This window comes from Candidatus Mycobacterium methanotrophicum (assembly GCF_023515995.1).
Classification (GTDB): domain Bacteria; phylum Actinomycetota; class Actinomycetes; order Mycobacteriales; family Mycobacteriaceae; genus Mycobacterium; species Mycobacterium methanotrophicum.
Window position 1 is genome coordinate 4,063,450 of the sequence record NZ_CP097320.1, and the last position, 26,948, is coordinate 4,090,397.

Here is a 26,948-nt window from a genome sequence, read left to right on the forward strand (position 1 = left end):
TGGCAATAACAAGAACGCGCGTTATGTTTGACGAACTATGAGCAATGCTTCGCTGACCATGTACACCACCACCTGGTGTGGCTACTGCCATCGGCTCAAGACGATGTTGAAGGCGTCCGGAATCAGCTACGACGAGGTCAACATCGAACACGACACCGCGGCAGCGGAATTTGTCGGCTCGGTCAACGGCGGTGACCACACGGTTCCGACGGTCAAGTTCGCCGACGGGTCGACGATGACCAACCCGGCCGCCAAGCAAATCAAAGCGAAACTGGCTGAGCTGGCCGGCTAACCGTGCGGGTCTGGCAACACCGCCGCCCGTATCACCCGCGGAGCCCGCCAACCCCGACTGCTCAGACGCTATCCACTCACCCGGCGCAGGCGGCGATCTGACCTCGATTCTGGTGTTGCCGGCGTTCCCGATCCTGCCCGCGACGCTGTTCGGGCTGGCCGCCGACCGCCATCTGGGCGCCCACACCTGTGATGGCGTTCACCGGCGGCGTGGTGTTGGGAGTGGCGTTGTTCGGCCTCGGTCCGGAGCTGTTGACCGGCTGGGCTCGGTCGCGGCGGGATGCACGGTGGGTGCGGCCATGGGCGTGGGGTTCGTGGGCTTTCTGGTGCTTAGTCGACTCTTGGTGCTGCACCACCGCGATGACCCAGACCAAGCATCCCGGCACCGATCACTGGGAACCCTCGAGGCGCTGGCTTTGTCGGTGCACAGCCTGTTGGACGGTTTCAGGATCGGCACCGGGTTCGCGCTGTCACCTCAAGCGGGGGCCTTCGTGCTGATCGCGGTGGTCGGCCATGATTTCGCCGACGGGATGAACACCGTCATCTTCGTGCTCTCCCAGGGCGGCGAGGTGTCCCGTGCGCATCGATGGCTGCTGATCGACTCGGTCAACCGGCAACGAAGGCGGTGACGGTTACCGATGCGGGTCGACCGCTCCGAGCACGTTCAGCGGCGACTCGCGGGTGAGTTCGCCGACCATCAAGCGACCGCGATCGCCTTGGCTGCGATTGTGGACCCAAACTGAAAATGCCACGCGCACAATATTTTCTGCGATGTCGGCGTCGGTCTGCCGCGCCGAGGAGGCCCCGCTTTCGCGCCGACCTCCCGGAAAGTCCGAGCAGGCGTATCAACGAATCTGACCTTTGCCGGGGGAATATCGGGTTAAAAGAGGCTTCGGGCGGCGCGGGAGATTCCTTCGGCGCTCATCGGGTGCTGATCGGCGAAGGAGGCAAGGTCTCGGGCGCTTAGTCCACGTGAGACGGCGAGCCCGATCTGGCCGCGGGCGCTGGCCGAGCTGGCCAAGGCTCGGATGCGGCCCAAGATCCCGCCGTTGGTGCAGGCGTTGAACGGCAACTTCGGTGACCATCATGCCTTCCTGTGCCGGCTACACCTGCGACGCATCGACCAGCTCACAGCGGCCATCGGGGAACTATCGGAGCGCGTCGAGGAGCAGATGCACCCTTTCGCCCGCCAGCTTGAGCAGTTGGCGACGATCCCGGGCGTGGGCCAGTGCGTCGCTGAGGTCATCATCGCTGAGACCGGCGCCGACATGAGCCGCTTTCGCACCGCCGCGCACCTGGCGTCGTGGGCCGGGGTGTGCCCGGGCCATCACGAGTCGGCCCGCAAACGCCGATCCGGCAAGACCCGTCACGGCAACCGATGGCTTACCGGAGCGCTGGGCACCGCTGCGATGGCCGCAGCCCGCGCCAAAGACACCACCTACCTTGGGGCCCGATATCAGCGCCTAGCGCCCCGCCTGGGTAAGACGAAAGCCATTGTCGCCATCCAACACTCAATCCTGACCGCGGTCTGGCACATCCTCACCGACGACGTCGACTACGCCGATCTCGGCGGTGACTACTTCGCACGGCTGGATCCCGAACGCGCCATGCGCCGCATCGTCGGCCAAGCCAACGCGCTCGGGTTCACCGTCCTCTTCGAGCCGATCCAGGCCGCCTGAGCACCCACACGACTCAATAGAGCGCGACAAGCGCCACATCACCCCGGGAGCCGCGACTCACCGGTTATTTTCGAACCAGACGCTCGGCGATGCAGTCATCGAGATGGGTTCGCGCGATATCGAGTTCGGCGGCCAGCTCAGCGAGCACGAATTGGGTGTTCTGCAGCCCAGAGATGGGAGAGCCGAACGCATTTCGCCGTTTGACGTAGTCGAGCGTTTCCGCAAATACCCCTTCGGCGGCAGCCACAGCGCCCACCTCCAGCGAAAGTCGCTCTTGCGGAGGGTTGTTCATCAGCTGATAGAAACCTCTGCCTTCCTCCTCCAGCAGGTTGTCGGCAGGAACCCGCATGTCGGTGAAGCTCAGCTCGCTGGTGTCCTGCGCGTGCTGGCCGATCTTCTCCAGGTTCCGGCCGCGGGAAAAACCCGGCGTGTCCGGGTCGACGACCAGCAGCGACAGCCCCTTGTGCCGATCGGGTCCCGTGCGTACCGCGACGACGAACAAGTCCCCGGTCTGCCCATTGGAGATAAACGTTTTCGCACCGTTGACGACGTAATGGTCGCCGTCACGTACCGCGGTGGTGCGGATTCCGGCCAAGTCGCTGCCGGCACCCGGCTCGGTCATCGCGATACCGATTTTCGTCTCGCCGGTAACCACCCCCGGTAGCCACCGTTGTCGCTGTGCGGGCGTGGTCAGGTCGGTGAAATACGGCAGTACGATGTCGTTCTGCAGCGACAATGCGACAGCCTCGGCCGCCGCACCGGCCCGCTGCAGTTCGACGACGATCGCGTTGTAGCGGAAGTCGTCGACACCGGCCCCGCCGAATTCCGGGGTACCGTAAACGCCAGCAGCCCAAGCTTTCCCGCTTCAGCGAACAGGGAATGATCCAGGCACCCGGCTTTCTCCCAGCGTTCGTGAGCCCGGACCACCATCTGCTGCACAAAATCGCGCACCAGTTCCCGGAACTGCCGATGCTCAGACGTGTACTCCAGTGTCATCGGAAGGCGTCCATGCCGGTGATCGCCTGGCCAAGGATCAGCTGATGCATTTCCGGGGTGCCCTCGTAAGTGAGCACCGACTCCAGGTTGACCATGTGCCGGATCACCGGATACTCCAGCGATATCCCATTGCCACCCAGGATCGTTCGCGCAGTTCGGCAAATCTCGATCGCTTCCCGGGTGTTGTTGAGCTTGCCGAAACTGACTTGCTCGGGTCGCAGTCCTACGCTGTCCTTGAGGCGTCCGAGCTGCAGCGCAAGCAGCAGGCCCTTGTGCAATTCGACGGCCATGTCGACGAGTTTGGCTTGCGTCAACTGGAATCCGGCGATCGGCCGGCCGAACTGGCTGCGTTGGGTGGCGTAGTCCAGCGCGGCCTGCCACGCTGAACGCGCGGCGCCCATCGAGCCCCAGACAATCCCATAGCGTGCTTCCGACAGGCATGACAGCGGTCCTTTGAGACCCGTGACCTCCGGCAGCAGGGCGTCGTCAGGCAGCCGCACGTCGTCGAGCACCAGCTCGCTGGTGATCGACGCCCGCAGCGAAAGCTTGTGGTGGATGGTGTTGGCGGCGAACCCCGGCGTATCGGTGGGCACAATGAAGCCGCGGATCCCGTCGTCGCTGACCGCCCACACGATCGCGACGTCGGCGACCGAACCGTTGGTGATCCACATTTTGCGGCCGTTGATGATCCAGTCTGACCCGTCGCGTCGCGCCCGCGTTGTCATCGACGCCGGGTCGGACCCGGCGTCGGGCTCCGTGAGCCCGAAGCAGCCGAGCAGTTCGCCCGCGGCCATGCCGGGCAGCCAGCTTCGCTTCTGCTCCTCGGAACCGAATTTCCAGATCGCGAACATCGCCAGCGAACCCTGCACCGACACCATCGACCGGATACCGGAGTCGGCGGCTTCCAGTTCGGTACACGCCAGGCCGTAGTGCACGGCAGAAGCCCCGCCGCAGCCGTAGCCTTCCAGATGCATGCCGAGCAGGCCGAGCTGGCCGAAATGTTTGCCAAGGTCACGAACCGGAAGGTCACCGACTTCGAACCATTCCCCGATGTGCGGGATGACATTTTCGGCGCAGAACTGTCGGACGGTGTCGCGAACGGCGATCTCGTCGTCGGACAGCGCCGCATCCAGGCTCAGGGGGTCGTGCGGGTCGAAGTCCATCGGGCCATCGTAAGTCCGGAGCTGGCCCCGCCGGCTTGCCGGTAATGTCCGCGGCATGGTGCGTCCGCGGCAGGCTCTGGGGTGGCTCGGCGTCGACGTTGCCTGCGTGCTGCTGTTCTGCGCGGTCGGGCGCCGCAGTCACGACGAGGGGCTAAGTGCGATGGGCGTCGCAACGACGGCATGGCCGTTTCTTAGCGGGACCGCCCTGGGCTGGCTTGCCGCGCGGGCGTGGCGACGCCCGACGGCGCTGGTTCCCACCGGGATTGTGGTGTGGGTGTGCACGGTCGCGGTCGGAATGCTGTTGCGCAAGGCCACGTCCGCCGGTGTGGCCGCGAGTTTCGTAGTGGTGGCGTCGACGGTCACCGCGGTGCTGTTGCTCGGCTGGCGGGCGGCGGTGCAGTTGAGCGCCCGTAAGTCGGCCTGATCATGGCGCGGACAGATCGCGACACCCGGGGTCCGGCCACCGGCGTCGGAACTACCGCGACACTGGCAGCGACGGCCAGGGCCTTGGCCACCAGGGCCGGGCTATCGACGACCCGTTCGCCGAGCGGTTGGTCCGCGTCGGCGTCGACTTCTTCACCCAGATCGCCAGCGGCGAGCGGGCCATCAGTGATCTTGGCGGCGACAACGGGTTCGCTTTGCTGACAGACCTTTTCGCGGTCCGCACCCGATTCTTCGACGACTTCCTCACCGACGCCGGCCGGGCCGGTATTCGGCAGGCAGTGATCTTGGCGTCCGGGCTGGACGCCCGGCCGTATCGACTGTGGTGGCCGGCGGGCGCATGCGTCTACGAGATCGACCAGCCGCAAGTCATCGAGTTCAAAGCTCAGACGCTGCGGGGCATGGCGGCCAGCCCGACCGCCGACCGGCGCGCGGTCGGCATCGACCTTCGCTCCGACTGGCCCAACGCGCTGCGGCGGCTCGGCTTCGATGACACCAAGCCGACAGCGCGGATCGCCGAGGGGCTGTTCATCGGTTTTCTAGCGCCCGGCACGCAGGACCGCTTGCTGGACAACGTCACCGCGTTGAGCGCCGCCGGCAGCAGCATGGCAGCCGATTACATGTCGACTCATGATCTTGCACATGGTGGCGTCATTGGTGTTGAGGCTGGTTCAGGTGTGATTTGGCCCCGCCCGGTGGTGTCGGGCGGGGCTGTCGGTGGTCGCGGTGGTGAGTCCCCCAACAGCAGCCAAGCGGAATGGTCACACGTGGGGTGAGGTCGGTGAAGGCGTGCCGGTAGGCGGTGGCGGATCGTTTCCTGACCGCGCGCCAGGGTGTTACGGGCGATCGTCAAGTTGGCTTCGAGGAAGTCGTAATCCCATTCGCCGGCCGAAGGGTCGGGTTCGAGTAGAGCAAGTTTTGCTCCTCGTCCACCACGCGGATCGGATCGCAGTCGGCATCGATCGCCCACGAGCGGCGACGCGGGGCTCTCGTCGAGCGTCAGTTCGTAGTGCGAATTCCAGATCAGCTGAGTTGGTCAGCACGTGCGATTCCTAGTTGCGTCGCCGCGCTTAAGTAGGTTAGCCTAACCAACATATTGATTAGCCTTACCTATATCGTCGCCCGACGGGGTGGTTCGGAAGGAGTACCCGTCATGACACTGCGAGTCGGCTCCGAAGGCCTGGGTGCGCCGCCAGTGCAGCCGTCGAGACTTTCACCGCTCGCCTGGCGGTGTCCAATTGCAGGCGGCTACCGATGACTGCGCCGATCTGGATGGCGTCTCCGCCAGAGGTGCATTCTGCGTTGCTTAGCAGTGGTCCCGGGCCGGGATCGTTGCTGGCAGCCGCCGCGGCATGGTACTCGCTGAGCGCCGAATACGCCTCGGTAGCGGAGGAACTCAATGCCGTGGTGGCGGGGGTGCAGGCCGATGTGTGGGAAGGGCCGAGCGCAGAATCGTATGTGGCCGCCAATCTGCCGTATCTGGCGTGGCTGACGCAGGCCAGCGCCAACAGCGCGGCGGCAGCCACCCAGCTGGAGACTGCGGCGGCGGCCTACACCGCGGCGTTGGCGGCCATGCCGACTCTGGCCGAGCTGGCCGCCAACCACGCCACCCACGCGGTGCTGGTGGCGACGAATTTCTTCGGGATCAATACGATTCCGATCGCTCTCAACGAAGCCGACTACGCGCGGATGTGGGTTCAGGCGGCCACCGCGATGACGACCTATCAAGCGGTGTCCGGCACGGCGGTGGCGTCGACGCCGCAGACCACCCCGGCGCCCCAGATCGTGAAAACCGAGAAAGCGCCGGCGGCCGCTGCATCCGATGGGACGGGCTTGCTGTCGCAGTTCCTGTCGCCCCAACTTCAACAACAGCTCCCGACATTGATGAACCACATATTCGGAGATTTAGACCCCTCTCAGCTCCCGCCCGTTACGAGCCTGAACGCTTGGACGCAGAACGTCATAGATAACTTCGGAGAATTCCCCCAGTTTCTCTCTTCGGGTCTGTCGGAGTCACATGACTTCGATCAGGAATTGGGCTCGGTGGTCTTTACCTGTCTTTTCTTCGTCGTTGACCGAATACGGGACATCCTGGAACTTGTGCATCCTTTCCTGCCGTTGCTTTCCCCGGCACTTCTTGCGCCCGCTGTCGCACCTGCGGGGGCGAGTGGCTTGGCCGGGCTAGCTGGCCTGACTGGCCTGACTGCACCCGCGGTGCCCGTCCCGACCGCGGCGCCGATCCCCGTCGGAACCGGATTCCAACCGCTGTCGGTCCTCGGCAACGCACCGGCCGTCGTCACGGTCGCGGCGCCCCCGCCGCCCGCCCCCGCCCCCGCCCCAGCCGCTGCCGGTGCCCCGCCGGCGCCGCCGCCGGCCGCCGGCGGGGCAGGTTTTGTCCCTCCCTACGCGGTCGGCCCTCCGGGCATCAGGTTCGGCTCGGGCGTGCCGACCGGCGTTAGTTCCAGCGCCAAAAGGAAGGCGCTGGAGCCTGACATCGCCGCAACGGCAGCGGCAGCGGCCACGCGGGAGCAGCGGCAGGCGCGGCGGCGTCGGCGCGCGATAGTGCGCGATCACGGCGACGAATACGCCGATATGAATATCGATGTCGACCCGGATTGGCGGGAGCCGCTGGCGTCGGGCAACGGGGCCGGGCCGTTGGGTTTTGCCGGCACGGTCCGCAACGAGGCCGCCGAGGCCGCGGGGCTGGCCACGCTAGCCGGCGATGAGTTCGGCGGCGGTCCGACGGTGCCGATGGTCCCGGGCGGTTGGGAGCCCGACGTGGACCAGTGAGCGTTACGGCACCAACACGATAGAGCCGACCGTCTTGCGCCCCTGCAGGTCGCGGTGGGCCTGCGCGGCATCGGCCAGCCGACAGCGCCGCCCTTTCGAAGAGCGTCATCAACGCCGCGCCGAGCAATGGGGGTATCGCCGATTCTGGATCGACCAACCACCGCTTCGTCGGCGTCGCGAGTTCGGCACCGGCGGTGCTGATCGGCCAGATCGCGGCTGCTACCAGCATGATTCGGGTGGACTCGGCCGCAATCCAGCTGAGCCACACCACAGCCGCCGCGGTGGTGGAGAGCTTCGGCATGCTGGACTGGCCGCCCACTTCCCGGGCGTCAACAACACCACCGTGTGGGTCGATCCCGCCGCCGGCAACCGGCCAGACGTTGCGAAAAAACCTGGGTCAGGCGAGCTGAGGGATCAGTGGCGAGATCGACGTTAGTTCACGGCTACCCGCGGGCTTTGCGCGCTAGCGTCGATCTCGACGTCGTGCGGTTAGCTGCTCATTGCGCCGTTGCGGTCGCCTCAGCGGTGGCTGCGCGGATCGGGCCCCGCCACAAGTCGCCGTGACCGGGTACCAGAACTTCGGTGTCCAACAGCGCCAGCGCGGCCAGGCTGCGGATGCAGGCGTCCTGGTTGTGGCTGAACATCGCCGGCAGCAGCTGCGGGCCGCGGCGCGCCAGCAGCGGGTGGCCGGTGACCAGCGCGTCGCCGCTGGCCAAAACACCGTCGACCAGATACGAGCAGTGGCCGCCGGTGTGACCGGGAGTGGGGATGGCGATCGGATGGCCGGGCAGCTCCGCCGCCGTCTCGGCGGTCAGCGGCTGCGCGGTCGGGATACCCTCGCGGATCAGCCCGCCGTTGCGCACCACGTGGGTGACCCACAGCGCCCACCGGGGCCGCCAGATGCGCAGCGCGACGCCGAGCGGCGAAGCCTGTTCCAGATACTCGCGCTTGGTGTGGCCGACCTCGTCGGGGTGGCAATACACCGCGGTGCCGTGAGTCTTGGCGAACCAGATCGCCGAGCCCATGTGGTCGATATGGGCGTGGGTGACCAGGATCGCGCGCACATCGCTGGCTTGGTATCCCAGCTTCGCTAACGACGCCAGCACGTCATCGCGGTCACCCGGATATCCGGCGTCGATCAGCATGACCCCGCTGTCGTCGGTGACTAGCAGCCAGTTGACCGCCCCGCCCTGCGCGAGATGCACGGTCTCGGTGACGGTTCTGAGCACCGCTGCCATGTCGGAGAGTCTAAGCACCGGGCGCAGCAGGTCGCCCGCAACAAGAGGGAGTAGAAACGACAGCGTGGCCGAACTCAAACTCGGATATAAGGCGTCGGCGGAACAATTCGCGCCGCGCGAACTCGTCGAGCTGGCGGTCGCCGCCGAAGCGCATGGGATGGACAGTGCGACGGTCAGCGACCACTTCCAGCCCTGGCGGCACGAGGGCGGGCATGCCCCGTTTTCGCTGGCGTGGATGACCGCCGTCGGCGAACGCACCAAGCGGATCACGTTGGGCACCTCGGTGCTGACCCCGACGTTCCGCTACAACCCTGCCGTCATCGCGCAGGCCTTCGCCACCATGGGGTGTCTCTACCCGGACCGCATCTTTCTCGGCGTCGGTACTGGGGAGTCACTCAACGAGATCGCTACCGGATACGAGGGCGACTGGCCAGAGTTCAAGGAGCGCTACGCTCGACTGCGCGAATCGGTGCGGCTGATGCGGGAGCTGTGGCTGGGCGACCGGGTCGACTTCCAGGGCGAGTACTACCACACCAAGGGCGCCTCGATTTACGACGTGCCCGAGGGCGGCGTCCCGATCTACATCGCCGCGGGCGGGCCCCAGGTCGCCAGGTACGCGGGCTGCGCGGGCGACGGCTTCATCTGCACCTCCGGTAAGGGCGAGGAGTTGTACAAGGACAAGCTCATCCCCGCTATGAGGGAGGGCGCGGAGGCGGGGGGAAAGAATCCCGACGACATCGACCGGATGATCGAAATCAAGATCTCCTACGACACTGACCCGGACCTGGCGTTGGAGAACACCCGGTTCTGGGCGCCGCTATCGCTGACCGCCGAACAGAAGACCAGCATCCACGACCCCCTCGAGATGGAAAAAGCCGCAAACGAGCTGCCGATCGAACAAGTCGCCAAGCGCTGGATCGTGGCCTCCGATCCCGACGAGGCGGTCGCGAAGGTCAACGACTACGTCGGCTGGGGCCTCAACCATCTGGTGTTCCATGCGCCCGGTCACGACCAGCGCCGCTTCCTGGAGCTCTTCGAGAAGGATCTGGCGCCGCGGCTGCGGCGGTTGGCCTGACAAAACATGCCCGGCATCTACGTCGCCGCGCCGGAGGGCGACACCGGCAAGTCGACGATCGCGCTCGGAATCCTGCATCGACTGGCTGCGACCGTGCCCAAAGTCGGTGTGTTCCGGCCGATCACGCGGGCGACGGTGTCAGACGACGACCAGGACTACATTTTGGATCTGTTGCTCGCCCATGCAACCGCCGGTCTGCCCTACGAGCGCTGTATCGGTGTGAACTATCAACAGCTGCATGCCGATCGCGACGCCGCCATCGACGACATTGTCGAGCGCTACCACGCAATGGCCGAGCACTGTGATGCGGTCGTCATCGTCGGCAGCGACTACACCGACCTCGACGGCGGGGTCAGCCCGGCCGAGCTGAGCGTGAATGCCCGTATCGCGGTCAACCTTGGCGCATCCGTGCTATTGGCGGTGCGGGCCAAGGGCCGCAGGGCAGAGCAAGTCGCCCGGCTCGTCGAGATGTGCCTGGCCGAGCTGGCGGCGCAGCACGCGCATACCGCGGCCGTGGTGGCCAACCGTTGCGAGCGGTCCCAATTGATCGCAGTCGCCGAGGCGTTGCGTCCACTGGACGCGCGGACTTATGTCCTGCCCGACGAACCGCTGCTGGTCGCGCCGACGGTAGCCGAGCTTCAGACCGCGGTGAACGGGACGATGCTCAGCGGTGACACCGCGCTGATGAACCGTGAAGCGATGGGTGTGGTCGTCGCCGGGATGACGGCGGATCATGTGCTGGAGCGGTTGTGTGAGGGCGTGGCGGTGGTCACGCCCGGTGACCGCTCCGACGTCGTGCTGGCGGTCGCCAGCGCCCATGCGGCCGAGGGGTTTCCGTCATTGTCGTGCATCATCCTCAACGGCGGGTTCGAGTTGCATCGGTCGATCGGGGCACTGGTAGCCGGCCTGCGGCTGCGGCTGCCGCTCGTCGCGACCACGCTGGGCACCTTCGACACCGCCAGCGCGGTGGCGTCGGCGCGCGGCCGGCTCACCACGTCATCGCAGCGCAAAATCGACACTGCGCTGCAGCTAATGGAACAGTACGTCGACCTTGGAGATTTGTTGGCGCAGTTGGCAATTCCGATCCCGAAGGTCACCACGCCGCAGATGTTCACCTTTCAGCTGCGCGAGCGGGCCCGCTCTGATCGCAAACACATCGTGCTGCCCGAGGGTGACGACGATCGGATCCTGCGGTCCGCCGGCCGGTTGCTGCAGCGCGGTATCGCCGACCTGACCATCCTTGGCGATGAGAGCCAGATCCGCGCTCGCGCTGCCGAACTCGGCGTCAACCTGGACGCAGCCACGGTGTTCGATCCGCGGACCAGCCAGTTGTCCGACCAATTCGCCGAGCAGTACGCGCAGCTGCGCGCCAAGAAGGGCGTCACCGTCGAGCAGGCTCGGGAGATCATCCACGATGCGTCGTATTTCGGAACCATGCTGGTGCACAACGGCATGGTCGACGGGATGGTGTCCGGCGCTGCACACACGACCGCACACACCGTCCGTCCGGCCTTCGAGATCATCGGCACCGCCGCAGGTATCTCTACAGTGTCCAGCATCTTTCTGATGTGCCTACCGGATCAGGTGCTGGCATACGGCGACTGCGCGATAGTCCGTGACCCGACGGTCGACCAGCTGGCCGATATCGCTATCAGCTCTGCCCGCACCGCTGCACAGTTCGGCATCGAGCCGCGGGTCGCGATGCTGTCGTATTCCACCGGTGAATCTGGCACGGGTGCAGATGTCGACAAGGTCAGGGAGGCGACCGGATTGGTGCGCCAGCGGGCGCCGCAGCTGCTGGTCGACGGCCCGATCCAATACGACGCGGCGGTCGAGCCCTCGGTGGCGGCCACCAAGCTGCGTGATTCGCCGGTCGCCGGCCGGGCCACCGTGTTGATCTTCCCCGATCTCAATTCCGGAAACAACGCCTACAAGGCAGTGCAGCGCAGCGCCGGGGCGATCGCCATCGGTCCGGTGCTGCAAGGGCTGAACAAGCCGGTGAACGACCTGTCCCGCGGCGCGCTGGTCGAAGACATCGTCAACACCGTCGCGATTACCGCGATCCAGGCCCAGGGTGCCGATGCCTGATCGCACAGTGCTGGTCATCAACTCCGGCTCGTCATCGCTGAAATACCAACTCATCGAGCCTGATTCGGGTAACTCACTGGCCGACGGCATCGTCGAACGGATCGGCGAACCGTCTTCGCCGGTCGCCGACCACGACGCCGCGCTGCGGAAGGCGTTCGACCAGTTGGCGCACGCCGGAATCGATTTGAAGGCTTGCGGGCTGGCGGCGGTCGGACACCGGGTGGTGCACGGCGGGGCAACGTTTTACCAGCCGACTGTGATCGATGACGCGGTCATCGCCAAGCTCGACCAGTTGTCCGTGCTGGCTCCACTGCACAATCCGCCCGCCGTGCAGGGTATCCAGGTGGCCCGAAAGATGCTGCCGGACGTGCCGCATGTCGCGGTGTTCGACACGGCGTTCTTCCACGACCTGCCCGCGGCGGCGGCGACGTATGCCATCGACCGTGAGGTGGCGCGCAAGTGGCGGATCCGCCGATACGGATTTCATGGCACGTCGCACCAGTACGTCAGCCAGCAGGCCGCGGCGTTCCTGAGCAGGCCGCTGGAAGACCTGAACCAGATTGTGCTGCATCTGGGTAACGGCGCCTCGGCGTCGGCGATCGCGGCCGGCCGGGCAGTGGACACATCGATGGGTCTGACCCCGTTGGAGGGTCTGGTGATGGGTAGCCGCAGCGGCGACATCGACCCCGGTGTCATCGGTTACCTGTGCCGCGCCGCGCAGATGAGCGTGGACGAGATCGAATCAGTGCTCAACGAGCGCTCCGGACTACTGGGCCTGGCCGGTGAGCGAGACTTTCGCCAACTGCATCAGATGATCGAATCCGGCGACAAGGCGGCGCAATTGGCCTATGACGTATTCGTCCACCGATTGCGCAAATATGTCGGTGCTTACCTGGCGGTGCTGGGCCACACCGATGTGGTGAGTTTCACCGCTGGCGTCGGCGAGCACGTCGCGTCGGTGCGCTGCGACGCGCTGAGCGGGCTGGCGGGGCTGGGCATCGAGATCGATGAGGCGCGAAACACGCAGTCCGGCAAGGAGGCCCGGCGGATTTCCACTGACGGCTCGCCGATCGCCGTGCTGGTCATCCCCACCAACGAAGAGCTGGCCATTGCCCGCGACTGCCTGCAAGTGATCTAGATCAGCTGAATCGAGACTGTCTGCACTCCGTTTGCGCCGTATCCCAGCCTGTTCCATTCGGATTCGACAGGTTGCATGCGGCCGGCGCAATCGACGGCGCGCGCCCGGACCGTCGTCGTCCCCGGCTGATGGTAGCTATTCAGGTGGGGGCTAGCGCTGGGAGTAGCCAGGCGCCGGTGGTGAAGAGCTGACGGAGGGCGTGGAGTTTGTCGATGCCCCATTTGTTGGCGGTGTCGAGGTAGGAATGCACGATGGCGAAGTCGGCGAGGCCTTCCACGGTGCGCCAGCAGCCGCTGGAGGTGCGCTGCCGGATTTCGACTGGGCGCAGGGTGCGTTCGGCTTCGTTGTTGGTGAACGGCACCGACAGGTCGGTGGCGAAGCGCAGGATCATGTCCTCATAACGGCGGAACCGGGTGATCAGGGTGGCGGCCTTGGCGGCGAGTTCGGTTTCCCGGCGACGGTTTTCGTCGCTGCCGTGGGCCAGCGCGCCCAGGTAGTGGTTGCCGATGGCCGCGAGTACGGCCGGGTCGAGGGCATCGGCACTGGCGGCCCGCGCTTGGGTGTCGGCGTGGTGGGCGTCGAGCAGCACGCCGGCCATGGCCAGTGCCCATTGCTGGTGGTCGGGGTCGGCGTCGGAGATCGAGCGCAGGTCGCGCAGCAGATGCGCGGCGCACCAGGCGTGCACGGCGGGCAGGTGGGTGTAGCCGGCGTAGCCGTCGCGTACCAGCACCCCGGTGTATTCGGCGAGCACGCCGCCTGCGTCGATGGTCTTCGCCGAGCGGTCCCCGACGTGCATCGAGGTCAGGTATCCGGTGCAGGCGACGTGCACGCAGGACAGGGCGCCGGCGGCGCGCCCGGGTGTTTCGCCGGCGTGCAGCACCGGCGCGGCGGCGAGCAGTTGCCGCATGTGGGCAAGGAAGTTTCGCTCCAGCCTGCGTGCCGCCCGGCCGCGGACCCCGGCCAGAAACCCGGTCGAGACGTCGACCGCGGTCAACGCCTCCAACAGCTCTCGGGAGCGGCCCACCGGCAGGTAGTGCGCGCACGTCAGCAGCGCCCGCCCGCGCGCACACCTCGGGTCCGATCCGCACCGGCAGGCCGGCGCCGCGAGGGTCTGGGCGCGCACCACCGGCACCGCCTCATCGTCGCAGCCCGCGGCGGTGAGCGTCCCGCAGCCCGGGCAGATCTTCGAGATCCGCCGATACTCGGTGATTTTCCAAGGGCGGCGCCTCCGGCACATCGAGGACCTGGCGCCGCTCCCGAGCATGCACCCCACCAGCGGCCAGCGACGCGCCGCCGCCGGCGCAGCGGTGCGGCTCGATCAACACTGTCTGGTCCGGGTCGTCGCTCAGGCTCCGCGAGATCCCCGGCGCGCCCGGCTGCTTACCCGGTTTGCGGCCCGAGCGGGTCCGCGACGAGCGCTTCCGCGCGGGCTTATTCCACGGCGCATCCGACGACGGCGGCCGCGACGAGTTCGACGAATCCACTCCCAGGCGGCGCTCCAACTCCGCAACCCGCTCGCTCAACACCGCCACCATGCGCCGCAACTCCGCGTTCTCCGAACGCAACTCCGCGTTCTCGGCTGCGAGCTGCTCGTACGACGGGGCATCGGGCACGAACACACCCTGCCCAATGCCGGCCCGAGATCAACCCGACACGCCGACAAGAGCCACATCAGACCCATCAATCACATCAGCACCAGCTGAATAGCCACGCCACAATGACCTCAAAAATCACACCCGCCACACTGATCAAACTGCGAAACTCAAGTTCGGCACAACCGCTCAAAAAATACAGTAGTCTGGCACAGAGCCGTCGCCGGTGCGCAAGTTCCGCCGCTGGCGGAACCGTTGCCTAGCTGGCCTGGCCAAAGTGGCCGACGATTGAAGGATCTCGATGCAACTAAGTTTCAAGCCCGCCCGGCTGACCGGATTCGCGGTCCTCGCGGTTGCGAGCGCAACCGCGCTCGCCGTGGGCGCGTGCAGTTCGTCGAACAAGTCGAACAATGCGCAGCCCCCGGCTACGTCGTCACCGGCGTCCGCCAACGCCCCGCAGCAGGTCCACGGACTGATCGCATCGGTGTCGGGCAACGCGATACAGGTCACCGAGAAAGATGGGACGGCCGCCGTCGACTTCAGCCCCACGACGAAGGTCAGAGAGGTCACCCCGGGCCAGTTCAGCAACGTCGCCAACGGCAACTGCGTGGCGGTGGCTCCCGCCGCGCCCGCCGCAGGTGGCGCTGTCACGGCAAAAGTCGTGAACATAGTCCCAGCTGCTGCGAACGGCAAGTGCCCGCAACCTAAACCCCCGGCCAACCCCGGACCGAATCAGCCAGTTCACGGCACGGTTGCGTCCGTGGCAGGTGACACCATCACGGTGAGCGATACCGACGTCAACGGAAACCCGTCTCAGACCCCCGTGAAGGTGGACGACAAAACGCGCTACTCCCTGGTGGGGGCCGTCGATTCCGGGGCCATCGCGCAGGGCAAATGCATCACAGCGTCTGGCACAACCAAGGATGCGAGCGGCGCGCTGCAGGCGACAGTGATCAGCTTGGCCGCCGCGAACAACGGCAAGTGTTAAGCGGCTGCAAGCGGCGGGGGCGGTAACGCGTCAGTATGACCGCGGCAGTCCCAGGCTATAGCTGCGCGATGTGGTTGAGGATCATCTCGCCGCACCCACGGTGAGCCGGAAAAGCCTCTTCGAGGAGGGCGTATTTCTGCGCGCGGTACAACATCGAGACTTTCGAATTCGCCTCCACCGCACCGAAGCGCAGGCTGGGACCATCCGTACTGAGTGGCGATCGGCACCAGCGATAAGCAGCTCGTTAATGACATCCCCGACCGAGTTGGTTTGGGGCAGCTGTGTCGAGGCTAGGGGTCTAGACCTGAGATGCAGAGCACTTCGTCGAGGCTGGCGGTGCGCAGCCCGGCGCGGGCGGTCGGTCGCCGACGTTGGGCGTTCGGATCGGGGTCGCTGTTGTGCACACCGACGGCTTGATCCAGGCGTGCGGTGTCGAACATCGCCGGGCCGCGGGCCGGCGCCTTGGTCAGGGTGTAGCGGCCGGCGTCGGGTGCCCGGCGTATTGCCTGCTCGGCGGCGCTGGCGCCGGCCAGTTTGACCGCGTCGGCGAAGTTGATGCCCACCTGAAACACCTGTGGTTCGGCGTCGAGCACCGCGGTCAGGCGGGTGATGTAGTTCTCGGGGGCGAAAAACCGCCAGCCTTCGCCCAGGTGCAGCCAGAACCGTCCGTCGATCCGAGGGCGGAGCTGCGCCAGCTGGGCGGCGGGCCTGTCGCCGGATTTGCCACGGGCGAACTTGAGAAAACCGTAGCGTTTGCGCAGCTTGGCATGGTCGCGGGCGGGCAGGCCGGTGTCGAGCACCAGGAAGCGCCCGACCCGTGACACATCGAGGCAGCAGTTCAGAAACGAGTTGATGGTCTGCTCGGTGGTCTGGCGGTCCGGTCCGGCGATCAGGCTGACGGTGACCTCGGCCTCGCCGGGACCGGCGGCAAGGGACTGCGCCAGGGCGTCGGGGTACGGTTCGGCCGCCTCGATCATGGCCGGCACCGAAAAGTCGCGGTTGGCCGCAATCCGTTGCCGATCACCCTCAGGGATGTCGGGGCGGGCCAGCAGGCGCCGGCACAGCTCAAACGCCTCGGCGTGCCGACCGATCCAGGATGCGCACACCGCCTGCTCATCGGTGGCGCGCCAGGCGTAAACCTCGGCGAAGTATCCGAGGACAAAGAGGTCCTCTTCGGGAACTGGGGTTTCGGCGGCGCGCTGGGCAAACAGGTAACCGAGCCAGTAGCGCTGGTCGACGCGACACCGAAAGGCGATGGCGTGCAACGCCTCGGCGCGGGTCGGTCGAAACTCCCAGGCGCGCAGGTAGGCGTCTTCAACATCCGGCCACGGCTCACCGAGTTCCGCCATCGAGGCCGCGAGCCGAAAAAGCGCGTAGTAGACCTCCTCGTCGCAGCCGCCCATCTCGGCCCGCCGCGCATACCACTTACGCGCGTCGACGAAATCGCCCAACTGGAAGCAGGTCTCGGCCAGGAAAAAGACCGACCGCGCGTCCTCGGGGTTGCGCTCGACCTCGGCCAGCAACTGATCGCGTTCCTGCTCAAACTTATGCCTGAGCAAATTGCGGTTGCGGAGCTGAAGATCTGCGCTGTGGTCTTTGTCTTCGAGGCGCACATCGATGCGCGAATCGTCGCGCGCAGCGGTCTCGCGGGTCACGCCATCAAGGGCCGCCAGCGCGTGGTGCAGGATGTCGGCCTGGCTGTGAGCGGAGAAAGCCTGGTAGCCTCGCTCGGCGAGCTCGCGTCGCGCACGCTCGTCGCCGAGGAGCTCCACACAGCGCTCGACCAGTTCGTCGTAGTCCGCGAACGCGACGCCGGACTCCAGGCCGCGCTCCAATGTCGGATCGGCACCACGCTCGGAAACCACCGCGCGTCCATTAGCGAGCAGATAGGAAACACGCGCGATTTCGAAGATCTTCGCCCCCCAGTAATGGACGTTGAGGACGATCTTCGAGCGCGCGATCCAGGCATCGCGGCTCGCGCCGAGGGCTCCCAACAGCCATTTGACCCGAAGACCTCTGTCGTGCAGATCCCGCAGAACGGCATACCGGCGCTCGCTGGGCATGCCGTAGAAAAGTACGTCGACGTCCTCGGGGGCCGGGGCGATCCGGGTCAGCTCGGGGACGTATCCGATCGGAACGTAGGTGGGCCGGGGCAGCCCCAGCGTCCCGAGGTATTCGATGTTGGCTGGACTGTAGTCCCACGTCGGGTAACGACGAAAAAGGTCGACGAATGCAGGCGTCGCCATCCACGGCGAGTCGTGACCCAATTGCTCGAGGTTGTAGAAGATGGGGTTTTTTGGCACCTCCAGGCCATAGTGGATGACGTGATTTGCCCCGAGCACGATGGTGCGGCGCTCGTGGAGGTCGAGACGGTTTGTGAGCACCGAGTCGTGGCCGAGCGCCAGAAGACCATGGTGCACTGCCTCGGCGATCTCGCGAAATCCTCCGCCGATGGTCGGATCGCTAGAAGGTGACACAACTGCGACGGCGAACAGCATGGGTGCAACGTACCGTAAAAGGGCGTGGGTTATCCCTGGGCAGGTCGAAGCTGAACACAGGCAAAGCACAGACCTCGATTTTTCGTGCGACGAGCAGATTGGGGGTGGCTGGAGGACGATCACTTTCGTAGACAGTCACCGAAGTGGAATGATTGTCTACAAGGAGAAGAACAGTTATGGGTTCGACACGCAGAAAGTTCACCCCTGAGTTTAAGGCCAAGGCCGTAGAGTAAAGCGGCGGCGTGGTTTGCGAAAGAGAGCATGTGAAGTTCGTCTTCATTCGCGATCTGGATGGAGAAGTACGACGCAGACCACGCAAAGACCGAATCCCAATTTCCTTGATGTGCGAGGTGCTCGACGTATCCCGCCGCGGATTTTACGCCTGGCTGAAACGAAACCAGTCGGATCGAGAAAAAGAAAACACGGAATCGACTGAGGTGATCAAAAGATCCACGAGGATCACAAGGGCCGTCTGGGTATCGATCGGCTGGTCGCCGAACTGGCCAAGCTGGGCCGGCAGCACCCGCCCAGGCTTGTCCGTCGACTCGCCCGCGCCGGCAGGCCTGACCTGAGTGCATCCACGCCCGTACCGCGCCACCACGATCCGCGACGAGGCCAACAGCGACGGCCTGCTCGACCTCATCGGGCGCGAATTCGTGCCAGACGGGGCCGAACCAATTATGGTTTACCCGATACTACCTACCTCGGACATGGGGCGGCTGGGCGTATTTGGCCGCAATTCTCGACTAGGAGACTGCCGGAATGGACGAACTGCCGCGCAGCGAACTGTTCGACGAGGAGCTATACCTTCACACGTTTCCCGACATCGCCCTCGCCGTGCGCGATGGCAGATTCTCATCGGGCTACGAACATTGGGCACGGCAAGGCCGGTTCGAGATCGCGTGCAGCCAGCGCGTGGCCGGATCAACATTCCTGCTCGCTGCGGTCGGCCACCGTGTCGAGGGTTCTGGGGCCAGTGACGACCTTGGCAGCGACGACCCGTTGGGTAATCCGACCGTCGGAGCGACCTCGGTGGTGGTCGCGGAGTCGGACTCCGCGCAGAAGCAGCATGCCGGGTGTAAACCCGTCAAGCGACGGAGGCGGGGTGGCCAGTCGGGTAACTCCGAGGCGGGATACCTCGTAAGCGACGAGCTTCGAGTTAAGCCGAGTCCGACCCACCGCGACGCAGAGCGGACCCGCAATCTCCGGAATCTCATGAACGCCGGGGACGTCGCGGGTGCAGCCGCAGTGATCGCCGAAGCTGTCGACGCTGCAGGGCCGTCCGACACGCCGGTCCTGCTCCTTGCCTTCGGGATATTCCGCCGCGCCCACTTTCCACCCGGCCGGCTCATCATCAAGGCCCTTGAGGCCGGACTCATCGATGCGCAGTACCGGTCTCTCGTTACCTCCTGGACCGAATACTGCCGGGCTGGATTGTCTGAGGCGGAGGTGGAAAGCGTCCTCACCGCGGTCACGACCGATCGCGGGATCCTGGACGGCACGCCGGGCGGCCGGTCGACCGCCCTCAACGACAGGCTATTCCCGTTCATGTTGGCGACGATGATCGGCAGTATCAAGCTGCGGGCGACGTTGCAGATTCGTGTGTTCCACCAAGTCCAGAAGTCGATCATCCATGAGCCTGACGACACCGTACGCTCCCACATCTGGCCGATCCTGCAACCCGCCCTCGACGACTACCTAAAGGTAGTCGCGGCCCGCAGAATGCTGGGTGACTCTTCGGATTTGGCTTCGCTGGCCACTGAGTTCGCGACATCGCTATTCCGTGAAGTCCACGAGCAGAGCACCGCTGAACGGATGCACCTGGTCAGGCATAAGTCAGAGCGGGAACGCGATCGGTTGCTAGCCGAGGTCCAGCGCAATCCCGAGGATGCACGGTCGGTCTTGTTCCTCGCCGAGACCTATTTCCAGATGGGCGATTTCGCCGACGCTCGCAACTGGTGTACGCGACGAATCGAAATGGGCGGCAACGACGAGGAGATCTACTGGGCACTGTTGCGGTTGGCGGCCTCGATGGCGGAACTCGACGAACCGTGGCGAGACGTTGAAGGCGCCTACCTGCGCGCCTGGATTTTCCGCCCGACCCGCGCCGAAGCCCTGCACGCCATCGCCGTTCGATACCGCCTCGACCAACGCTACCGACTTGGTTACCTGCTTGCCCGGCAGGCGGCCGAAATCCCATTCCCCGGAGAGGACCTCTTCGTCTTCGGATACTTCGCCGAGATTTACGCTTGGCGCGCGCTCGATGAGCAGGCGGTGTGCGCACACTGGGCCGGTCAGCACGCCGAGGCGTTCGCGCTGTGCCGACGCCTAGTCGCCCGCCCTGACATCCCCGACTGCGACCGGCAACGCATCGCGACTAACCGCGACTGTTCAGTACCGGCCATGCTCGAAGCCGCCGCACCATATCCCGAAGCCGTGGTGCAGTCCCTGATCGCTGAACCCGGCGATGCCCAGATCGCGGTCACCCTCATCGCCGGACCGGACCCGCTGACCGTCGTGCAAACCCTCAACTCATTTTTGACATGTTGCCTCGACGTGTCACGAGTCGGACGTTTCCTAGTCCTTGACACCGGCCTCTCGTCGCCAGACCGCGCCGCACTGCGGCAACGCTACGGGTTCCTCAAGTTCATCCGTCGCAGATTCACCAGCAGATCAGGAACCGAACTAGCACAGCTTCACGCCCAGATCGACGCACGGTACTGGCTACACCTAGGTCAAGGTTGGCAGTTCTTCGCCCCCGAAAATCTCATCAGCCGCCTCACCGCGGTACTGCAAGCCCAACCACAGGTATTCCAGGTCGGCATCAACTTCGCCGACGCAACCACCCTCACCGGCACCACCGCAATTGAGGACCTGGCACACCGAACACCCGACGCCGGCCGCTACGCCTTCACCGAAACCTTGGCTCACGGCCCAGCAATGTTCGACACCACTCGCCTCAACCCAGCCACTGCTCGCCTTAACCCAGCCATCGGCCCGGACGGCACCAAGCCACGCACTGCCAGTCTCGACGAGGTGCTCTGCATTCAGCCGCTATCCGAACTGGGGCAGCGGAACCACCAGCATTCCGCACAGACACAATTGGCCCATAGGGTCTTACGGTCGCCTCACCTGAGTAAAGTCGCGCGACGTCTGAACAACAGATGGTCCGGCATAAACCTATCGGCGACACCGGTTGCTGATGTGAGACCGGTTGTCCAGATGCCATTCCACGATGGCCACATCTGGTCGACCACCGGAATTGACCCCAGTTTCCAACTGCATCTGCCGCCGGGCTTTACTCGCATAGGTCCCGGTTGGTATGTGCTGAGCGTGGCGCTTGTGCCGACCGCAGGCCGATTAAGCCATCCAAAGCTGTACCGTGATCATGGCAATGGCTTTCAAGAGGAAGACACTAACTTCCTTGCATTTGCCGACAACGCCACACAGCACCGGCTGCTCATCAAGGTCGAACGTCCTATATACGCATTGCGCCTAGACCCGAGCGACAGCTCTGACGCCAGCGAATTCCTATTAGGTAGTCTGCGTATTCGCCGCATCAGTCAACTGGAGGCAGTGCTGCGCATAGCAGTCCCGGAAATCAAGCGGATGCAAGACCGGGACGAAACATGGCTGCGAATCGTGCGCGAGGTCGGCGTGGCCCTGCACCGCGGCCCGACGGCTGCGCTTGAGACGCTGCAACGCAGCGCGCATGAAGGGACGGAGTACTCCGAGTGGGTCAAGACCCACGACACTATTGACGACAACTTGCGCGCGCAGATCAGAGACCTCATTGACGCAATGACAGACCGGCCGCTGATCTCCGTCATTTTGCCTGTGTACAACACGCCCGAACGGTGGCTGCGCGCGTGCCTGGACAGCGTCCGCAGCCAACTGTGGGGCGACTGGGAACTCTGCATTGCCGACGACGCCTCGACACAACGACACGTGCGACGTGTCTTGGAGGAATACGCCGCTAAAGATGACCGGATAAAGGTTATCTTTCGCAAGAAGAACGGTCATATATCGGCAACGTCTAACAGTGCACTGGAACTAGCAAGCGGCGACTATGCAGCCCTGCTGGATCATGATGACATCCTGCCCGAGCACGCCCTGTTTCACGTGGCCCAAACTATAATTAAACATCCCGAGGCGCGACTCATTTACTCCGATGAAGACAAGGTCGACGAGACTGGAAAGCGCTACGATCCGTATTTCAAGTCGGACTGGAACCCCATCCTGTTTTGCGGCCAAAACATGTTCAGCCACCTCGGAGTTTATCAACTCGCGTTGGTGCGCGAGGTCGGTGGCTTTCGCGAAGGCTATGAAGGTAGTCAGGATTATGATTTAGCTTTTCGCTGCATCGAACGCGTGGCGCGTGACCAAATAATCCATATTCCTCGTGTTCTCTACCACTGGCGCGCGATTGAGGGTTCAACCGCCCGCGGGTCAAACGAGAAAAACTACGCGATCGCTGCGTCTAAAAAATCCATCAACGCCCACTTCGAGCGTCAGGGCATCGAGGCTTGCGTCACACCCATCCCGGACCGAGGCGGCAACTGGCGTCTTTCCTACCAGCTCCGGGAGCCAGAACCATCGGTGTCGATCATCATCCCGACCCGGAATGGTGGTGAGGTCCTGCGACGTTGCCTAAACAGCATCCGGGAACATACCGACTACAGCAACTACGAGATCATTATCGTCAACAACCAATCGGACGAGCAAAACACAATCGAACTGCTCGAACAGGAGGGCCAGCGCCAGCACCAACGAGTTATCATCTTCGACGAACCATTCAACTTCTCGCGGCTGAATAACACCGCAGCGAAGCAAAGCGCTCGTGACATTCTGGTGTTTTTAAACGACGATACCGAAATTATCACGGCAGCGTGGCTCAGGGAGCTCGTATCGCTGGCGATTCAGCCAGGTGTAGGGGCGGTAGGGGCGATGCTTTACTACCCGGATAATCATATTCAACACGCTGGCATTATTCTCGGACTAGGGCCCGTGGCGGGTGAAGGCGTGGCGGGTCACGCCTACTACCGCGTAGCCCGCGGATACCCCGGCGACAAATGCCGTGCCATGCTGGTTCAGGAAATGTCGGCTGTCACCGCCGCCTGCATGGCTATAAAGCGAGACCGCTTCGAGGACGTCTGCGGCTTCGACGAATCTCTCGCGGTTGCTTTCAACGACGTGGACTTGTGCCTGCGTCTTTCGCGAAAAGGCTACCGCAACGTGTGGACCCCTAACGCCGAACTCTATCACCACGAATCCCTCACCCGCGGCTCAGACATCGCACCGGCTAAGCGTCGCCGATTCGAGGGGGAATGTGACGCCATGCGAGCGCGTTGGGGCGACATGTTACTCAACGATCCCTATTACCACCCCGCACTTTCGCTCGCCCAAGGCGACTTCATCACGTATTCCAGTCCCCGCTACTAAGGAAGTACCCCGATGACCGCACCCTTTGACCGCGCCGCGACCCTCGCCAAAAACCTGAAGCTCGAGAAGCAAGGGCTGGAAATTGGCCCACTGGATAAGCCGATAGTGCCCAAGAAAGGTACGGGCGTCTTGTATGCCGATCACCTGCCTACAGATAAGTTGCGTGACAAGTATCGTGGCGATGGAAACGTCAGCAACGACCACATCCAAGGTATCGACGTCGTGGTCGGCCCCTCGGGCCTAAGAGATGCAGTCGGATCGCGCCGATTCCACTATGTTGTTGCCTCCCATGTGATCGAACACATCCCGAACCCGCTCGGGTGGTTCAATGAAATCCACGGATTCATGGAGCCCGGGGGAATCCTCTCGCTTGCAATACCAGACAAACGTTATTGTTTCGACCGGCTACGCGGACTCACCACCGCAGCCGATTGGATTGGTGTATGGCTGCAGAAAACAACAAGGCCAACGCCCGCACAGATTCTGGACTTCCTATCTAATAAGGTAAAACATGACGGCAACATAACTTGGGGGGAAAACATCCATCCACAGGACTTAAGGCATGAGTGGCATCCGCGTGAAGCTTTGAGAATAGCAGTCGAGTCATTGGATTCTGACGAGTACCTGGACGTGCATTGTTCGGTATTCACCCCGAGGTCATTTTGCAATCTTCTCCGCCAGCTGAGCGTCTTTGGCCTCTTCAATTTCTATGTGGCTGATTTTCACGACAGCGTGGGCCACGAGTTTTTTGTCCAGTTGCAAAAACCCGATAAGTTCGAGTGGTCGGAACAGATAATATCTATTCCATTATTTCGTGAAGGGCGCTACAAGGCGCTTCCCGAAAACTTCGATGCAAAGTTCTATCTGGACCATCACCCAGATGTCGTGCAAGCGCGCGTCGATCCCGCGGATCATTATCTCGAATACGGTCGTTTCGAAGGCCGTGCCTTCTGTGCGGCCACGGGCTGAGTTGTTCCTGACCGGCGATGCCATCACCAGCCGAGAAAGCAAGGTGTTACTTTGATGGAATCTGAACTGCCCCCACAGCGACCAATAACTTGGCGCTATCTAGGGTCGAAGATGGTTATTCGGCCGGCGTCGCCTTACCTATTCATGTTGGACGAGCCCGTCGAGTGCGCAATCGTACGTCCCGCTGCCTCCGTGAAAATCCGTGGCTGGGCCTATCTTGAAGGTACCCCCTTGACGCTCCACGTTGTTGTAGGTGAACACGAGGTGGCAGTGGCAAGCTGCGAGATCCATCGCCCCGGCGTGGTGCATCACTTTGCCGATAAAACGGACGGCCATGTGGGTTTGATGTGGAGCTGCCAGCTACCCCTGCTGGTTCAGGAAATGTCGGCTGTCACTGCCGCCTGCATGGCTATAAAGCGAGACCGCTTCGAGGACGTCTGCGGCTTCGACGAATCTCTCGCGGTTGCTTCCAACGACGTGGACTTGTGCCTGCGTCTTTCGCGAAAAGGCTACCGCAACGTGTGGACCCTCAACGCCGAACTCTATCACCACGAATCCCTCACCCGCGGCTCAGACACCGCACCGGCTAAGCGTCGCCGATTCGAGGGGGAATGTGACGCCATGCGAGCGCGTTGGGGCGACATGTTACTCAACGATCCCTATTACCACCCCGCACTTTCGCTCGTCCAAGGCGACTTCATCACGTATTCCAGTCCCCGCAACTAAGAAAGTCCCCCCGATGACCGCACCCTTTGACCGCGCCGCGATGCTCACCAAAAACCTGAAGCTCGAGAAGCAAGGGCTGGAAATTGGCCCACTGCATAAGCCGATAGTGCCCAAGAAAGGTACGGGCGTTTTATATGCCGATCACCTGCCTACAGATAAGTTGCGTGACAAGTATCGTAACAATGAGCGCGTCAGCAACGACCACATCCAAGGTGTCGACATCGTGGTCGGCCCCTCGGGCATAGGGGATGCAGTCGGATCGCGCCGATTCCACTACGTTGTTGCCTCCCATGTGATCGAACACATCCCGAACCCGCTGGGGTGGTTCAATGACGTTTTCTCAGTAATTTCCGCGTTGGAGAGTCGATAGTACGATCGCGGCGGCAACAACTGCGCCAATCCTGGTTGGACACAGGCGGATTCGACGGAGGCAGCGCCAACGCTGTTTGAGTTCGGCGTTGGCGCGTTCACCGATGGCACGCGCCGCGGTGAGCAGCATGTTGTAGCTCTGATTCTCCACGGCCAGGCCGCGGCCCTTGACCGGAGTGTGCACCCCGATCCCCGCTCCTTCGTAGCCCTTGTCGGCCAGCGTCGGCACCCCGTCGGCCGCGGACTTGTACAGCGCGCCCAGGCAGTGCGCGCGGGCGGCGGTGATGTCGTGCACGCTGCCCGGCTCGACCTCGCTCGACCACACCGGGAACCCGCCCGGGTCGGCCAGTATCTGCACATTGCCGCCCTGGGTTTTGTGCTTGCCCGAATACCACCGGTGATGGCCGGCCTCGTTGCGCTCGTCCACCCGGTCGATGGCGATCAGCGTCCCGTCCAGCGTCACGTGCGACCACTGTTCGGCCTTGGCCCGGTCGAGCACTTCGTGCAGGTCAGGAGCTTGTTCGGCGATCACGTCGATCGCCTCGTGCAGATAGCGGTAGCTGGTGGAGATCGGCAGCCCAGCCTCCATCGCCAACAACCGGATCGGGGCGTCGTCGCGGAACCACCGCAGCACCAGCTTGGCCTGCGTGCGCACCGTACCCGACCGCCGCCCGGCCCGCGTTCTGATCTCGCGCCGGTGAACGTGCAGCAGCGCGGTCACATGCAGCAGGGTTTCCTCCGGCACGTCGCAGATGGCAGAGTAGGTGAACACGTGGGGTCCTTTGCAGCGGAGCGGGTTTCCTCGTCGAAACCGAATCCTTGAGCAGGACCCCACGCCCAGCCACTACGACACGCCGAAAACTCCAGTCACACCAGACTCACGAGCCCCAAGTGAGAAAACCTCAATGAAATCCACGGATTCATGGAGCCTGGGGGAATCCTCTCGCTTGCAATACCAGACAAACGTTATATTTTCGACCGGCTACGCGGACTCACCACCGCAACCGATTGGATTGGTGCATGGCTGCAGAAAGCAACAAGGCCAACGCCCTTGCAGATTCTGGACTTCCTATCTAATGTAGTAAACCATAACGGCGACATGTTGGCTCTTCTGCTGTTTCCGTGGGTGCCCGACGGAGCGCTGGTCACGGGTTCGGTTGGGTGAACGCGGATCTGGGCCGCGCCTGCTACGGACGCACCCCTCACGCGTCAAGGGCGCTGCGCGTCGCTTCGCGATGGCCTTTGGCCACCCTTGACCCGCGAGCCTCTATGCGCCCTCCCGGCAGGCGAAAGGGCAGGTCACAGACCTGCCCTGGCCACTGGCGCGGCCCAGAGAACAAGCCTGTCCGGGCCTCGAAAGCCACCCACGGAAACGTCAGTAGATCCGACATGTTTTGGGCGGAAAACGTCGACCCACACGACTTGACACACCTGCACCAACCGCGTGAAGCTTTGAGAGCAGCAG

The 26,948-nt window shown here is 63.8% G+C and carries 18 protein-coding genes and 5 pseudogenes; 16 read left to right on the forward strand and 7 right to left on the reverse strand.

Annotated features, from left to right (window positions below; all coding sequences use genetic code 11):
- The first annotated feature begins 37 nt into the window (after positions 1–37).
- The 4 genes and pseudogenes from mrx1 (at position 38) to M5I08_RS21275 (ending at position 1,970) form a co-directional block, all read left to right on the forward strand.
- Positions 38–292 carry a mycoredoxin Mrx1 gene (gene mrx1, locus M5I08_RS21265; RefSeq protein ID WP_219067846.1) on the forward strand — a complete coding sequence of 85 codons (255 nt, stop codon included), beginning with the start codon at positions 38–40 and terminating at the stop codon, positions 290–292.
- A gap of 61 nt (positions 293–353) precedes the next feature.
- A pseudogene (locus M5I08_RS27085) lies at positions 354–525 on the forward strand (cytochrome ubiquinol oxidase subunit I); the annotation flags it as partial.
- Between the two features lie 65 nt (positions 526–590).
- A complete protein-coding gene (locus tag M5I08_RS27090) occupies positions 591–920 on the forward strand; it encodes a ZIP family metal transporter (protein ID WP_255564705.1) in 330 nt (109 codons plus the stop codon).
- A gap of 399 nt (positions 921–1,319) precedes the next feature.
- Complete coding sequence (locus tag M5I08_RS21275; protein WP_249762944.1) at positions 1,320–1,970, forward strand: transposase; 651 nt, start codon at positions 1,320–1,322, stop codon at positions 1,968–1,970.
- Positions 1,971–2,046: 76 nt separating this feature from the next.
- On the opposite strand, the pseudogene M5I08_RS21280 reads toward M5I08_RS21275, so the two are convergent.
- Both M5I08_RS21280 and M5I08_RS21285 read right to left on the reverse strand, forming a co-directional pair.
- A pseudogene (locus M5I08_RS21280) lies at positions 2,047–2,966 on the reverse strand (acyl-CoA dehydrogenase family protein); the annotation flags it as partial.
- Positions 2,963–4,129, reverse strand: a complete 1,167-nt coding sequence (locus tag M5I08_RS21285; protein ID WP_219070247.1) for an acyl-CoA dehydrogenase family protein — start codon at positions 4,127–4,129, stop codon at positions 2,963–2,965. The gene M5I08_RS21285 and the pseudogene M5I08_RS21280, both read right to left, overlap by 4 nt.
- A gap of 55 nt (positions 4,130–4,184) precedes the next feature.
- Between M5I08_RS21285 and M5I08_RS21290 the strand changes: the two genes are divergently transcribed.
- From M5I08_RS21290 to M5I08_RS21305, 4 genes and pseudogenes are all read left to right on the forward strand, one after another.
- Positions 4,185–4,553, forward strand: coding sequence for a DUF3054 domain-containing protein (locus tag M5I08_RS21290; protein ID WP_219070245.1), 369 nt, complete (start codon positions 4,185–4,187; stop codon positions 4,551–4,553).
- A gap of 2 nt (positions 4,554–4,555) precedes the next feature.
- Positions 4,556–5,187 (forward strand): annotated as a pseudogene (locus M5I08_RS21295) (class I SAM-dependent methyltransferase); the annotation flags it as partial.
- A gap of 637 nt (positions 5,188–5,824) precedes the next feature.
- A complete protein-coding gene (locus M5I08_RS21300; protein ID WP_219070243.1) occupies positions 5,825–7,360 on the forward strand; it encodes a PPE family protein in 1,536 nt (511 codons plus the stop codon).
- 112 nt (positions 7,361–7,472) lie between these two features.
- Positions 7,473–7,668: pseudogene (locus M5I08_RS21305) on the forward strand (LLM class flavin-dependent oxidoreductase); the annotation flags it as partial.
- A 189-nt stretch (positions 7,669–7,857) separates the two neighbouring features.
- Here the strand turns inward: M5I08_RS21305 and M5I08_RS21310 are convergent.
- Entirely contained in the window at positions 7,858–8,598 is a 741-nt protein-coding gene (locus M5I08_RS21310; protein ID WP_219070241.1) for an MBL fold metallo-hydrolase, read from the reverse strand.
- A gap of 64 nt (positions 8,599–8,662) precedes the next feature.
- Here M5I08_RS21310 and fgd point away from each other — a divergent pair, with 64 nt between their 5' ends.
- Genes fgd through M5I08_RS21325 form a run of 3 tightly spaced genes read left to right on the forward strand, consistent with a single transcriptional unit; the run spans position 8,663 to position 12,899 of the window.
- Entirely contained in the window at positions 8,663–9,673 is a 1,011-nt protein-coding gene (gene fgd, locus M5I08_RS21315) for a glucose-6-phosphate dehydrogenase (coenzyme-F420) (protein ID WP_219070239.1), read from the forward strand.
- Between the two features lie 6 nt (positions 9,674–9,679).
- Positions 9,680–11,761, forward strand: coding sequence for a phosphate acetyltransferase (gene pta, locus M5I08_RS21320; protein ID WP_219070237.1), 2,082 nt, complete (start codon positions 9,680–9,682; stop codon positions 11,759–11,761).
- The gene (locus tag M5I08_RS21325; protein ID WP_219070235.1) at positions 11,754–12,899 is read left to right on the forward strand and encodes an acetate kinase; all 1,146 of its coding nucleotides are present in this window, start codon (positions 11,754–11,756) and stop codon (positions 12,897–12,899) included. The genes pta and M5I08_RS21325 overlap by 8 nt, the downstream gene beginning before the upstream one ends.
- A gap of 139 nt (positions 12,900–13,038) precedes the next feature.
- Here the strand turns inward: M5I08_RS21325 and tnpC are convergent.
- Positions 13,039–14,512 (reverse strand): annotated as a pseudogene (gene tnpC, locus M5I08_RS21330) (IS66 family transposase).
- Between the two features lie 280 nt (positions 14,513–14,792).
- On the opposite strand from tnpC, the gene M5I08_RS21340 reads away from it, so the two are divergent.
- Positions 14,793–15,479, forward strand: a complete 687-nt coding sequence (locus tag M5I08_RS21340; protein ID WP_219070925.1) for a DUF5666 domain-containing protein — start codon at positions 14,793–14,795, stop codon at positions 15,477–15,479.
- Between the two features lie 290 nt (positions 15,480–15,769).
- Here the strand turns inward: M5I08_RS21340 and M5I08_RS21345 are convergent, their stop codons facing one another.
- Both M5I08_RS21345 and M5I08_RS21350 read right to left on the reverse strand, forming a co-directional pair.
- Positions 15,770–17,977, reverse strand: a complete 2,208-nt coding sequence (locus M5I08_RS21345; RefSeq protein ID WP_219070356.1) for a glycosyltransferase — start codon at positions 17,975–17,977, stop codon at positions 15,770–15,772.
- A 376-nt stretch (positions 17,978–18,353) separates the two neighbouring features.
- Entirely contained in the window at positions 18,354–18,500 is a 147-nt protein-coding gene (locus tag M5I08_RS21350) for a hypothetical protein (RefSeq protein ID WP_219070354.1), read from the reverse strand.
- Positions 18,501–18,739: 239 nt separating this feature from the next.
- On the opposite strand from M5I08_RS21350, the gene M5I08_RS21355 reads away from it, so the two are divergent.
- The 4 genes from M5I08_RS21355 to M5I08_RS21370 all read left to right on the forward strand — a co-directional run bounded on the left by M5I08_RS21355 (position 18,740) and on the right by M5I08_RS21370 (position 25,484).
- Positions 18,740–23,419, forward strand: a complete 4,680-nt coding sequence (locus M5I08_RS21355; RefSeq protein ID WP_219070352.1) for a glycosyltransferase — start codon at positions 18,740–18,742, stop codon at positions 23,417–23,419.
- Positions 23,420–23,431: 12 nt separating this feature from the next.
- Positions 23,432–24,388: a class I SAM-dependent methyltransferase gene (locus M5I08_RS21360; protein ID WP_219070350.1), complete on the forward strand. Its 957-nt coding sequence runs from the start codon at positions 23,432–23,434 to the stop codon at positions 24,386–24,388.
- 264 nt (positions 24,389–24,652) lie between these two features.
- On the forward strand, positions 24,653–25,114 hold the full coding sequence (locus M5I08_RS21365) for a glycosyltransferase family 2 protein (protein ID WP_219070348.1): 462 nt from the start codon (positions 24,653–24,655) through the stop codon (positions 25,112–25,114).
- Between the two features lie 13 nt (positions 25,115–25,127).
- A complete protein-coding gene (locus M5I08_RS21370; RefSeq protein WP_219070346.1) occupies positions 25,128–25,484 on the forward strand; it encodes a class I SAM-dependent methyltransferase in 357 nt (118 codons plus the stop codon).
- On the opposite strand, the gene M5I08_RS21375 is transcribed toward M5I08_RS21370, so the two are convergent.
- Positions 25,455–26,255 (reverse strand): transposase family protein, encoded by an 801-nt coding sequence (locus M5I08_RS21375; protein WP_249762759.1) that lies wholly within the window; start codon positions 26,253–26,255, stop codon positions 25,455–25,457. The genes M5I08_RS21370 and M5I08_RS21375 overlap by 30 nt on opposite strands.
- Between the last annotated feature and the right edge of the window lie 693 nt (positions 26,256–26,948).